Raw genomic sequence first — 12,447 nt, 5'->3', positions numbered from 1 at the left:
CGAATGCATGACGCACACCGACGCGGGCGCCGAACTCGACCCTGTGCACCCCACGAGGCTCCGGGCACCGGCGACGGGCGGACTCACCGCGGCCGAGGTCGCCGAGCGGGTGACGCGCGGACAGGTCAACGACGTGCCGGTGCGCAGCAGCCGGAGCATGGGGGAGATCGTCCGGGCGAACGTCTTCACCCGGTTCAACGCGATCATCGGTGTGCTCTGGCTGGTCATGCTGTTCGTCGCACCGTTCCAGGACAGCCTGTTCGGGTACGTCATCCTCGCCAACACCGGGATCGGCATCATCCAGGAGTGGCGGGCGAAGAAGACCCTCGACTCACTCGCGGTGATCGGCGAGGCCCGGCCGACCGTACGGCGGGACGGGACCGCGTCCCAGGTGAGCACCTCGGAGATCGTCCTCGACGACCTGATCGAGATCGGGCCCGGTGACAAGGCCGTGGTCGACGGGGTGGTCGTCGAGGCCGACGGCCTGGAGATCGACGAGTCACTGCTGACCGGTGAGGCCGACCCGGTGGTGAAGCGGCCCGGCGACCAGGTGATGTCCGGGAGCTTCGTGGTGGCCGGCGGCGGCGCCTTCGAGGCGACCAAGGTCGGCCGCGAGGCCTACGCCGCCCAGCTCGCCGAGGAGGCCTCCCGGTTCACCCTGGTCCACTCCGAACTGCGCTCGGGCATCTCCACGATCCTCAAGTACGTGACGTGGATGATGGTCCCGACCGCGATCGGCCTGGTGATCAGCCAGCTGTTCGTGAAGGACAACGACCTCAAGGACTCCGTCGCCCGGACGGTCGGCGGGATCGTGCCGATGGTCCCGGAGGGGCTGGTCCTGCTGACCTCGGTCGCCTTCGCCATCGGCGTCATCCGGCTTGGCCGGAAACAGGCCCTCGTGCAGGAGCTCCCGGCCATCGAGGGCCTCGCCCGCGTCGACACGGTCTGCCTCGACAAGACCGGCACCCTCACCGAGGGCGGCATGGACATCACCGAGCTCAGGCCGCTGCAGGGCGCCGACGAGTCGTACGTACGAAAGGTCCTGGGCGCCCTCGGTGAGTCGGATCCGCGGCCGAACGCCTCCCTCCAGGCGATCATCGACGCCTACCCGGACGTCGAGGAGTGGCGCTGCACCGAGTCGCTCCCCTTCTCCTCCGCCCGCAAGTACAGCGGGGCCTCCTTCAGCGAGGGCGACGGCGAGTCCAGTACGTGGCTGCTGGGGGCACCGGACGTGCTCCTGCCGCCCGGCGACCCCGCCCTCGCCGATACCGGGCGGCTCAACGAGCAGGGACTGCGCGTGCTGCTGCTGGCCCGGGCCTCCCGCGACCTCGACGATCCCGAGGTCGCCCGGGGAGCGCGGCCGACCGCCCTCGTCGTACTCGAACAGCGGCTGCGGCCCGACGCCGCCGACACCTTGCGGTACTTCGCCGACCAGGACGTCCGCGCCAAGGTCATCTCCGGCGACAACGCGGTCTCCGTCGGGGCGGTGGCGGCCAAGCTCGGGCTGAACGGCAGCGTGGTCGACGCACGCCGGCTGTCCGCCGACCAGGACGGGATGGCGAAGGAGCTCGACGAGGGCACGGTGTTCGGGCGGGTCACCCCGCAGCAGAAGCGGGACATGGTGGGGGCGCTGCAGTCGCGCGGACACACGGTCGCGATGACCGGTGACGGGGTCAACGACGTGCTCGCCCTGAAGGACGCCGACATCGGGGTGGCCATGGGCTCCGGGTCGGAGGCCACGCGGGCGGTCGCGCAGATCGTGCTGCTCGACAACAGCTTCGCGACGCTGCCGTCCGTCGTGGCCGAGGGGCGCCGGGTCATCGGCAACATCACCCGGGTCGCGACCCTGTTTCTGGTGAAGACCGTGTACTCGGTGCTGCTGGCGATCTTCGTGGTGTGCTGGCAGGTCGAGTACCCCTTCCTGCCCCGGCACCTGACCCTGCTGTCGACGCTGACGATCGGCGTCCCGGCCTTCTTCCTGGCCCTCGCGCCCAACAAGGAACGCGCGCGACCGCACTTCGTGCGGCGGGTGATGCGGTACTCGGTCCCGGGCGGGGTGGTGGCGGCGATCGCGACCTTCGTGACGTATCTGATCGCCCGTCACCACTACACGGGCAGCGGCGCGTTGGACGCGGAGACGAGCGCGGCGACCCTGACCCTGTTCTTGATCTCGATGTGGGTGCTGGCGATCATCGCCCGCCCGTACACCTGGTGGCGCCTCGCGCTGGTCGCGGCGATGGGCCTCGGGTTCGTCCTGGTCCTGGTGGTGCCCTGGCTCCAGGACTTCTTCGCGCTGAAGCTGGTGGGGGTGACGATGCCGTGGATCGCGGTCGGCATCTCGGTGGTGGCGGCGGCCACCCTGGAACTTTTGTGGAGATGGGTGGACCGCCGCGTTTCCGCTTAGCGCTGGGCTTCAGCCGGGACGGGTTCGCTGTGTGTCGTGTGCGGCGCCGTCGCGGCTGGTCGCGCCCGCGCGGCGGAGCCGCACGTCAGAGCGGAGCCGCACATCAGATACGGCCTCGCGCCCCTATGGGGCACGTTCTACTGGACGTCGACGTAATCGCCCGCCGCGCTCACGGCCGGCGTCGTCGTCGTGCCCGCGAAGCTGTAACGGTAGTAGCCGTCAGCCGTCGCCGTGGTCGTCGTCTTCAGCGTGCCCGTGGACGTCGTGTTGATGGTCTTGAGGGTCGTGTAGGTGCTGCTGCCCGCCTTGCGGTACTGGAGCTTCACCGGCTGGGTCGAGTAGCCCGCGTACGTGTTGGTGTCCCAGTTGGCGCGGGCGAGCTTGCCCGTGACGGTGATCGTCTTCCCCTTCGTCACCGGCTCGGGGGAGGCGTTGACGGTGAGGGTGGACCTGCGCTGGAGGTGGGTGGAGCCGAGACCGCCCTGCCAGGTGATGCCGTCGTCGGCGTTGACCGCGAGAGCGCCCAGCTTCCAGGTGCCCGCCTCACTGTTGATGAGGTCGCCGTCCTCGTCGGAGCCCTTCGGACGGAACTGGATCTTCGCCGTGCACTTCAGCACCGTCGAGGAGGACGCCGTGCAGGTGCCGGGGGCGTCACCGCCGAGCAGGTCGTCGGAGTTCTCGCCGAGGGTGGCGCCGCGGTAGAGGACGGGGCCGGTCTGGAAGGAACTCGCGCTCAGGGTCGCGGGCTTGGTCACGGTGTAGGTCGCCGAGACCGTGACCATCGTCGTCGAGCCGACCACGATGTTCTTGCCGCTGTTGACCTTCAGGCTGGAGAAGGTGACGGCGGGCCCGGCCGTGGCGGCCTGGGCGGCCGGCACGGCGAGGGCGGAGAGTGCCACGGCGCCGGAGGCGACGAGGACGAGGGCGCGTATGCGCATGTGCGTTCCCCATGAGGAGAGAAGGATCTCGGAGTCTGATGACTCCCTCCGTAGATCCGTGACTCACGGGGCAGGTTGTACGCGTGAGGCGTGATTTTGACCGCACATGCGCAACGCTTTACTTCAGGCCGACTTACTTGACGTCGATGAAGTCACCCGCGGCGTTGACCGCCGGGGTGGTGGAGGTGCCCGCGAAGCTCCAGCGGAAGAAGCCGTCGACCGTGGCCTTGACCGTGGTCTTCAGGTCACCCTTGGTGTTGGTCTTGACGGTCTTCACGGTGGTGTAGGTGTCGGAGTCCTTCTTACGGAACTGCAGCTTCACCGGCTGGGTCGAGTAACCGGCGTACGCCCGGGTCTCCCAGTTGGCCCGCGTCAGCTTGCCGGTGACGGTGATGGTCTTGCCCTTCTTCACCGGCTCGGGGGACGCGTTGACGGTGAGCTTGGAGAGGCGCTGCACCCGGTGGGTGCCGTAGAAGTCGTTCCAGTAGATGCTGCCGGCCTCGTCGTTGGCGAGGACACCGGCCGTGACGTGCCAGGTACCTGCCAGCGAGTTCATGTACAGGTCGCTGCCCGGAACAGCCGTGATGGTGAGCTTGCAGTTCGAGGTGGTGGCGTTGACCGCGGTGCAGCTGGCGGCCTCCTCGTTCGGCGGCAGCCAGCCGTCGACGTTGTCCAGGTCCTTGCCGTGCCACAGGTCGATGTAGGCGTCCTGGATGCCGGCGGAGTGGCTGGCCGTCAGGGAGACGGTGAACTTCTTGGCGGCCGTCGTACCGACGACGACGTCCTTGGCACCGTTGATCGTCACCTTGGAGACGACCGGCAGCTCTTCCGCGGCGGCGGCCGTGCTCATCGCCGACCGGGAAACGCCGAAGCGCTCGGCGGCGGTGGTCTTGTCGACGCCTCCATCGGCGGCCTGCGAGGCCGGAACGGCGAGGGCGGAAAGGGCCAGGGCGCCGGAGACGGCGGCCACGGTGGCACGAATACGCATGTGTTCCCCACGTGAGATGAGTGAGTCTGTGTGACCCACTGATCAGATAAACCAGTGGGGCGAAAGGTTGCGCGACTGGTAAGAGTTTTGTGTGAGCATCGTCTACACCCTCGTCCGTTATCCGAAGGATGACGACTGTCCGGACTCGACCACCGACGTCACCGCGGTCGGCGCGGAAGCCTGGGGAGAGCTCCTCGGGATGGCGCCGGAGCAGCTGGCCGACGTGTATCCGCTGACGCAGCAGCACGCCGACCGAGTCCGACAGCTGACCGGCCTCGCGCTCGACCTCGAGAAGTACGAGTACTTCCTGGAACCGGAGGAGGACCCTTCCCTGTGAACGGCCGACTCGCCATCTCCCGTTTCCCGAAGGATGACGAGTTCCTTGACTCGTCCGTCGATGTCACCTCGGTCGGCGTAGATGTCCTCGCGGACCTCGTGGGCATTCCGCCGGCCGAGCTCGTCGGCGATGTGCCCCTGACGCAGGAGCATGCCGAGCGTGTCCGGCAGTTGACCGGAATCACGCTCGACCTGGAGACGTACGACTACTTCCTGGACCCCAGCTCTCGCTGGGACGCTCAGTCGAACCAGCGGTCCCTGGCCAGTTCCTCCGTGCGGGTCGGGTCCTCCAGGAGTGCCGCCACCTCGAAGCGCCGTGGCCACTGGCCCGCCGCCCAGGCCAGGCCCGCGGCCACGCCCTCCAGGGTGGAAGCGTGCAGGACGCCGTCGTTCGTCAGGCGCCAGTCGATCTCCACGCCGTCGACGACGAGTTCCTCGTGCTCGACGTAGGTCGACGGGGTCCGCGCGCCCAGCAGCAGCCGTACCGGCTCCGGTACGTCGTGCTCGGTGCCCTCGGAGTCGACGGAACCGGTGACGGACTCGCTCAGGCGCCGGACCTGGAAGAGTTCGGCCAGCTCGGCGGACCGGGACGGGCGGACCGGCAGCAGGGGGACGCCCTGTGTGAAGGGGAGCAGGTCCGGTGAGTCGACGACCACCGCGTCGGCCGCGTCCACGACCTCGACCCGGCCGTCGGTCACCGCCCGCAGCTCGTCGGGCAGGGTGACCTGTTCGGGGTCCAGGTCGGCCAACGCACTGTAGAGGGCGTGCAGTTGGGCGCCGGTCACCGCTCGGCCGGGGTCGGCGAGGCGGTCCAGCAGCTCCGCCGCTCCGCCCGGCTCCTCCAGCAGCGCGGCCACCGACGTCCGCACGCCCAGCGCCCGCAGCACCTGCTCGTCGTCGAACCCGGTCGCGTCCGCCTCGTCGTACAGGCTGCGGAGGAGGGGGTCTCCCCCGGCCGCCAGCAGACCGGCGGGGCGGCGGCCGTCGAGCACCGGGTTCCCGCGCAGCCACCAGGCCGTGTACGGCCGTACGACCTCATGTGTGCCGTCCGGCAGGAGGATGCGGACCTGCTGGGTGATCGCGTCCCGGAGCGGCGGCCGGGCCAGCAGGGCGAGCGCCTCGGCCCACTTGTCCTCGTCGACCAGGTCGAGGTCGCGTACGGCGACCAGTTCGGTGGCGACCGGCGGTACCGGCGTGTCCGGGAAGCGGTCGAGGATGTCCTCGCACCACACGTCCACGGCGTCGAGGAGACCGGCGTCGTCGGGTTCCGCGAAGTCGCCCTCGCGGGGCTCCAGTTCGTCCGGGTCCAGCACCACGTCCGTGGCCCGGACCAGGGCGAAGTTGGCGAGCACTCCGCAGGCCGCGAGGGGCTGTTCGCCCCACTTCCCGGCCAGTTCGGCGTCCACGTAGGCGAGTTCGTCCTCACGCATGACCTGGGCGAACGGGCTGCCGGGCAGGACGAGTTCGCCGGCGGGCACCAGTTCACCCTCCTCGTCCGGCAGGGCGAGCGCGCCCAGCCACGGCTCGTCGCCGGGCTCGAGTCCCGCGTCCCGGACGAGCGCGAGGACGGTGTCGGCCAACTCCTCGGCGTCCGGGGTGTCCTCCTCCCAGCTCATCCCGCCGTCGTCGTCCAGGGAGGCGGCCACGGCGGCCCGTACCTGGGGCGTGGTGAGCACCGCGCGTGACGTCGCGGGCAGCGCGCCGAGCTTCTCGAGGAGCGGGTGGGCGGCGGCCGGGTGGGCGACCTTGAGGCCGAGCCGGGCGAGGATCTCGGGGTCGATCAGGGACGCGTCGGAGGTGGGCAGGAGCACCTGCCGGGGCCCGATGGTCGTCCGCCCGTCGGCGAGCGGCACGGGAAGGCCGGAGAGCCGGTCGGGGTCGACGCCCGCGAGGCTGTCGTAGAGCCGCTGCCACCACTCCGGCTCCTTCTCGAGCCCCGCGAGCCGGTCGACGGCGTCGGTCAGCGGGATGCGGGCGACGCCCAGCGTCCGCAGTTCCACACGCCGTTCGAGACCGGCGGGCAGCAGGGTAGGCAGGACTTCGGCGAGCACTCGCACGGTGTCGGCGCCGGCGCCCTCGACGACCTCGGCCTCACGGGGGCGCAGGACCTCCGGCAGCTCCGAGTCATCACCGGGCTCAGGGGCGGGTGGGGGAAACGCTGGGAGGGCGGGTGGGAGAAACGCAGTTCGCGGGAGGCGGTCGAGGATCGCCTGCCGCAGTGCCCCGTCCAGCTCACCCTTCCCCAACGGGCCGGGCACCAGCCCGATGATCCCTTCGCTCACCGGCCGCCAGCCGGCGAGGAGTTCGGCGTACACGTCCGCCGCGCGCTGCACGAGGAAGTCGGTGAGCGGTCCGGGTGCCGCGTGCCGGCGGGTGGTGTCCAGCGGGAAGGACGCGATGAGCAGGGCGGGGACGCCGAGCGGCTCGTCGCTGGGCGTCGGGGCGTGCACGACGGGGCTGGTGCGGGGGTGGGCCGGGGTGCCGTCGGGGTCGGCGGGCACGGCCCAGGTGAGCGACCAGTGCGGCCGCAGCCGCTCCTCGACGGGCCGGCCGGCGAGCAGTTCGGGGGTGAGCGGCCCGTGCGCGGACGCCGTACGCCACCGGGTCGTACCGTCTCGGGAGTCCTCCACGACGATGAGGTCGCCCTCGGTGCGGCGGCTGATCGTGCGGCTCGTGTCCGTCTCGATCACGACCTCCTCGAGCCCGGGGAGGGCGAGGAGGAGAGCGTCGTCGACGGCGTTCAGGAGGCGCTCGGCGAGGTCGGCGGCGGCGGTGTCGCGCAGCGGGAGGATGACGACGGTGTCGTAGGGGTCGGGCGCGGTGCCCTCGGCGGCGAACGGGAGTCGCAGCAGCGGGACATGGCCGTCGCGGCGGCGGATCTCGTCGCCGAGTCCGGGGCTGTGCCGTGCCGTGTCGGCGGCGTGCTCGCGGGCCTCGGCGAGGGACCAGCGGACCCCGCCGTGCCGGCCGACGACTGCGGGCTCGTCGGTGACGGCGAGCACGGCGGCGAAGCCGACGCCGAAGCGGCCGATCGAGCCGTCCTGGTTGTCGCGCTTGGCGGAGGCACGCAGGGTGGAGAGCGACTCGACACCGGCCGCGTCCAGCGCGGCGCCGGTGTTGGCGGCGAAGAGAACGCCCTCGCGGAGGGTGAGCCGGAGCCGTCCCGGCACCCCCGCCCTGGCCGCCGCGTCGGCGGCGTTCTGCGCGAGTTCGACGACGAGTCGGTCCCGGTACCCGCCGAGGACGAGGTCCTCCTCGGCGTTGGCGTCCTCCCGGAACCGGGCGGGGCTGGTGGCCCAGGCGTCCAGCACCCCTCGCCTGAGCCGGGCGGTCCCGAACGGGTCGGCACCCTCGGCGGCGGGCCGCACGAACTTGCTCACGTTCACACTCTCCTCGTCGGCGTGACGATGAAGGTACCGCGAGGAGGGGGTACGGCAACTCCGCCCCGGTGGCCCTCACACCTTGTCTCCATGGGAACCGGATCGCCGCGAGCGGCGAAGTACGGGTGAAAGCCCGGCCTTCACAGCGCCACAGCGACGAAAGGAGCCCCGATGACCGTCGAACCAGGCGTCAGGGTGGGGCAGGACAGCGACGCCTCGGTGATCGAACGGTCCTGGGAGGAGCCCGAGGAGTTCGCCGCGCTCTTCGACCGCCACGCCGACTCGGTGCACCGCTACGCGGCGCGCCGACTGGGTGCGGAAGCGGCCGAGGACGTGATGGCGGAGACCTTCACCACCGCGTTCCAGCAGCGCTTCCGGTACCGCACGGAGGCGGCCGACGCCCGCCCCTGGCTGTTCGGCATCGCGACCAACCTCATCGGCCGCCACCGGCGCGCCGAGGCCCGGCGGCTGAAGACACTCGGTCGGCTGCCCGCGGCCGCCCCCGGTGGCACGGCCGAGGAGACGGTCGCGGACCGGGTGGCGGCACGGGTCAGCGCCCAGGCGGTACGCGGCGAACTCGCCGGTGCCCTCGCCCGGTTACCCGCCCGGCACCGGGACGTGCTGCTGCTGGTCGCCTGGGCCGACCTCGGCTACGAGGAGGTCGCGCGCGCCCTCGGCGTGCCGGTGGGGACGGTCCGGTCGCGGCTGCACCGGGCTCGCAGAAAGGTTCGTGAGGCATTGGGCGGATCCGATCCGACCGCTCTCCGAGAGGAATCCGACGATGAATGAGATCGAGCTTCTGAGGGAGTGGGACGCGGACGCGCCCCCTCTCACGGACACCGCCCGCGCCCGCGCCCGCTTCCGCCTCCACCAGGCGATGCAGGCTCCCGCCGCCCCCGCCGCCGTGGGCCGTCGTCAGCTGCTGCGGATCTCCGTGGCCTGCGCGGCAGCGGCCGCGGTCACCGCGACCGTGGTGGTCGCCCGGAACACCGGGGAGGGCGCACCCAGCACGCAGACGGTGAGCGCGAACACCGTGCTGCGGGGGGCGGCGGCCGAGGCACTCCGGCTGGAGAAGCCGCTCGCCCCGCGCGACGACCAGTTCATCTACACCAAGGAGGTCATCGAGCGGACGCCGGTCTCGGGCGGCCCGGGGAAGACGTACGTCGACGAGAGCTGGAGTTCGGTCGACGGTTCCAAGAAGTCCTACGTCAGCGAGCTGGGCCACACCCAGTGGGTGCCGCCGGCCCAGAAGGGCCAGTACTCCTGGCCGCCGGCCGAGTGGTCGAAGCTGGAGCGGCTGCCCCTCGATCCGGGCAGGCTGACGATCACCCTGCGCGAGTCGGGCACGAAGCCCGACTTCGGCCGGCCGACCAGGGCCGACGAGTGGCCGATGGTCCAGATCTTCCTCTCCGGCCTGCTCCGCGCTCCCGTCCTGCCCAAGGGGCTGCGTTCCGCGGCCTTCGAGGCGCTCGCCGCCGTCCCCGGCGTCCAGGTGCTGCCGGGCCGGACGGACGTCGACGGGCGCGCGGCCGTCGGTGTCCGGTACGTGGGGGGCCCGGCCGGTGGCCCGTGGGCGTCCGGGCGACGGGTGCTGCTCTTCGACGCGACGTCGTACCAGTACCTCGGGCTGCGTGAGCGGGTCACGGCCGGGGGGAAGTCGTACGACCAGTATCAGCACGTGACCGCCCAAGGGGTGGTGGACCGGGTGCTGCAGCGCCCCTGAGCGGGGCCCGTCCTACGAGTGACCCAGCTCCGCCGTGTCCTCGTCCGCCAGCACCGGCACCGACCCCGAGTCCGGTGCCGGGCGCAGCGGGAACGGGTCCACCCGGGTCTCGTCGATCACCGGCGGGGCGGGCTGCGGGGGCTTGGGCATGACCGCCGCTTCCGAGTGGCCGCCGCAGCCGTAGGACAGGGAGACCACTCGGCCGTCCGCCGGGGCGAACTCGTTGGCGCACAGTCCGAAGGCCTGGCCCAGGGATCCACCCAGCGGGACCAGGAAGCCGCAGCTGACGCAGGGCGCCGGGGCCGCCTGGGCCATCGGCGTCTTCGCGCCGAAGGAGTCCTCCCAGCGGTCGGCGGCGACATGGAGGCCGTAGCGGGACAGGACCCGGGCGCGGCGCATGCCCAGTTCCTCGGCGACCGCGGCGATCGAGCCGCGGGTCGGGGCCACCGGGAGGTTCGAGGGGGTGCCCGCCGTGAGCTCCGCGTCCTCCGCCTCGACCAGCTCGGCCATCTCCTCGGAGACCGGCGCGCTCGGCAGCGGCTCGTCCTCGCCGGTGTAGCCGGGCTCCAGCCGGAGGTCCTCGGCGTCGGTGGGGAGCAGATCGCCGGGGCCCATGTCGCCGGGGCGCAGGCGTTCGCTCCACGGCACCCACTCCGGTGCCAGCAGCGCGTCGGGGCCGGGGAGCAGCACGACCTCGTCCAGCGTCACGAGCTTCGCGCGGGAGGCGCGTGCCACCGTGACGGCCCAGCGCCAGCCCCGGTATCCGAGCTCCTTGCACTCGAAGAAGTGCGTGACGACACGATCTCCCTCGGAGACCAGGCCCGAGTGCTCGCCCACCACCCCGGGGGCGGCGGCCTCCTCGGCGGCGGCGCGGGCGAGGTCGACGGCCTCGGCGCACAAGCGGTCGGGGGTGCGGCTTCGCGTTGTCGCTGCGCTCACAGGTATCGCTTCTCTCCTACGCCGTCACTCGGGTGCGCCGGCCTGAAGGCGGCGGATGCGGACGGAGCGGACCGGAGGACCGCGTCGACGTCCGCGCCCGATCGCGCTCGGGCGCACCTGCTCCTATCCATTCTGCGGGATGTCAGAGAGGCGCGCGGCCGAGAACGTTCGCCACGGCGCGCTACGCACGCTACCTGTTCGCCGCCGCTCGGCCTACACCGACGTGATGATCCGTTGCCTCCGGTGGCGCTTCATATGCGTTCATACGCGCGGTAACCGCACTACTCACAGCTTTCTCGGGGCACTATGACGGGGTGGCAGCCGCGAGGACACCCCAGGGAGCCACCGGGATCGGTGGCGGCACGGGCCGGATTACCCAGATGACAGGGCCCGTCCGTGCCGTCGGGCGTGCCCTGCACTTCCCGTTCACCGGTACGGCCCGGGGTATCCGCAAGGCGACCCACGCGCACGGGGCGGGCGAGTCCGGCCTCGGCAAGCTGATCGAACTGCACGCCGTCAACGGCGCGGGTGACGTGATGATCACCGTCGCGCTCGCCTCGACCGTGTTCTTTTCCGTGCCGACCGACGAGGCCCGTGGGCGCGTCGCGCTCTACCTCGCCATCACCATGGCGCCCTTCACGGTCCTCGCGCCCGTGATCGGCCCGCTCCTGGACCGCCTCCCGCACGGCCGCCGCGCCGCCATGGCGGGCGCGATGCTCGCCCGGGCGATGCTCGCGCTCATCATCTCCGGGGCGGTCGCCACGGGCAGCCTGGAGCTGTATCCGGCGGCTCTGGGCGTGCTGGTGGCCTCCAAGGCGTACGGCGTCGTCAGAAGCGCGGTCGTGCCCCGGCTGCTCCCGCCCCGCTTCTCCCTGGTCAAGGCCAACTCCCGAGTCACCCTCGGCGGCCTCCTGGCCACCGGTGTCGCGGCCCCCATCGGCGCCGGGCTCCAGGCCGTCGGACCGCGCTGGCCGCTGTACGGCGCCTTCGTGATCTTCATCGCCGGTACGTTCCTGTCCTTCTCCCTGCCGCCGAAGGTCGACTCGGCCAAGGGCGAGGACGTGGCGCTGCTCGCCGCCGACGAGGAACATCTGCACGGACCGCACCTCAAGCCCCTCAAGCGGCCGGGGCTGCGCACGGTCGGCACCGCCGTCACCCACGCCCTCGGCGCGAACGCCGCCCTGCGCTGGCTCTCCGGCTTCCTCACCTTCTTCCTCGCCTTCCTGCTGCGCGAGCATCCGCTGACCGGCGAGAGCGCGGCGGTCTCCCTGGGCCTGGTGGCCGTGTCGGCGGGCGTGGGCAACGCGCTCGGTACGGCGGTCGGGGCCTGGCTGCGCTCGAGAGCGCCGGAGATCATCATCGTGACGGTGGTGGCGTTCGTGCTGGGCGCGGCGATCACGGCGGCGATCTTCTTCGGGGCGTTCCTGGTGGCGTGTCTGGCGGCGGTCGCCGGATTCTCCCAGGCCCTGTCCAAGCTGTCCCTGGACGCGCTGATCCAGCGGGACGTGCCCGAACTGGTCCGCACCTCGGCGTTCGCCCGCTCCGAGACGCTGCTCCAGGTGTCCTGGGTGTTCGGCGGCGCGGTCGGCATCGTGATGCCGCTCAACGGCTACCTGGGCCTGTCCGTGGCCGCCGCGGTCGTCGCCGCGGGCTGGCTGGCCACCGCGAAGGGGCTGCTCAGCTCGGCCCGGCAGGGCAGCGCGCCCAAGGCGCGAGTGGCCTAACCCGGCTCCGACGCA

General features: G+C 71.7%; 9 protein-coding genes. 5 read left to right on the top strand and 4 right to left on the bottom strand.

Annotation, left to right across the window (positions count from 1 at the left end; genetic code table 11):
* Nucleotides 1–7: 7 nt before the first annotated feature.
* Entirely contained in the window at nt 8–2,404 is a 2,397-nt protein-coding gene (locus tag M2157_RS26195) for a cation-translocating P-type ATPase (RefSeq protein ID WP_280858411.1), read from the top strand.
* 137 nt (nt 2,405–2,541) lie between these two features.
* Here M2157_RS26195 and M2157_RS26190 read toward each other — a convergent pair whose 3' ends face one another.
* Nucleotides 2,542–3,342 (bottom strand): hypothetical protein, encoded by an 801-nt coding sequence (locus tag M2157_RS26190; RefSeq protein WP_280866348.1) that lies wholly within the window; start codon nt 3,340–3,342, stop codon nt 2,542–2,544.
* Between the two features lie 133 nt (nt 3,343–3,475).
* Entirely contained in the window at nt 3,476–4,330 is an 855-nt protein-coding gene (locus tag M2157_RS26185) for a calcium-binding protein (RefSeq protein ID WP_280858413.1), read from the bottom strand.
* A 91-nt stretch (nt 4,331–4,421) separates the two neighbouring features.
* Here M2157_RS26185 and M2157_RS26180 point away from each other — a divergent pair, with 91 nt between their 5' ends.
* Complete coding sequence (locus tag M2157_RS26180) at nt 4,422–4,667, top strand: hypothetical protein (RefSeq protein ID WP_280858414.1); 246 nt, start codon at nt 4,422–4,424, stop codon at nt 4,665–4,667.
* Between the two features lie 238 nt (nt 4,668–4,905).
* On the opposite strand, the gene M2157_RS26175 is transcribed toward M2157_RS26180, so the two are convergent.
* On the bottom strand, nt 4,906–8,046 hold the full coding sequence (locus M2157_RS26175; RefSeq protein ID WP_280866347.1) for a molecular chaperone Hsp90: 3,141 nt from the start codon (nt 8,044–8,046) through the stop codon (nt 4,906–4,908).
* A gap of 171 nt (nt 8,047–8,217) precedes the next feature.
* Between M2157_RS26175 and M2157_RS26170 the strand changes: the two genes are divergently transcribed.
* Together M2157_RS26170 and M2157_RS26165 are read left to right on the top strand one after the other, a co-directional pair.
* Nucleotides 8,218–8,835 (top strand): RNA polymerase sigma factor, encoded by a 618-nt coding sequence (locus tag M2157_RS26170; protein WP_280858417.1) that lies wholly within the window; start codon nt 8,218–8,220, stop codon nt 8,833–8,835.
* Nucleotides 8,828–9,769 carry a CU044_5270 family protein gene (locus M2157_RS26165; protein ID WP_280866346.1) on the top strand — a complete coding sequence of 314 codons (942 nt, stop codon included), beginning with the start codon at nt 8,828–8,830 and terminating at the stop codon, nt 9,767–9,769. Before M2157_RS26170 ends, M2157_RS26165 begins: the two co-directional genes overlap by 8 nt.
* Before the next feature lie 12 nt (nt 9,770–9,781).
* On the opposite strand, the gene M2157_RS26160 is transcribed toward M2157_RS26165, so the two are convergent.
* On the bottom strand, nt 9,782–10,708 hold the full coding sequence (locus M2157_RS26160; RefSeq protein WP_280866345.1) for a DUF3027 domain-containing protein: 927 nt from the start codon (nt 10,706–10,708) through the stop codon (nt 9,782–9,784).
* A 314-nt stretch (nt 10,709–11,022) separates the two neighbouring features.
* Here M2157_RS26160 and M2157_RS26155 point away from each other — a divergent pair, with 314 nt between their 5' ends.
* On the top strand, nt 11,023–12,432 hold the full coding sequence (locus M2157_RS26155; protein WP_280858419.1) for an MFS transporter: 1,410 nt from the start codon (nt 11,023–11,025) through the stop codon (nt 12,430–12,432).
* Nucleotides 12,433–12,447 lie beyond the last annotated feature (15 nt).

This window comes from Streptomyces sp. SAI-127, assembly GCF_029894425.1.
Classification (GTDB): domain Bacteria; phylum Actinomycetota; class Actinomycetes; order Streptomycetales; family Streptomycetaceae; genus Streptomyces.
Note: the sequence above shows the minus strand (reverse complement) of the source record. Positions and strands in the feature narration are given on the sequence as shown.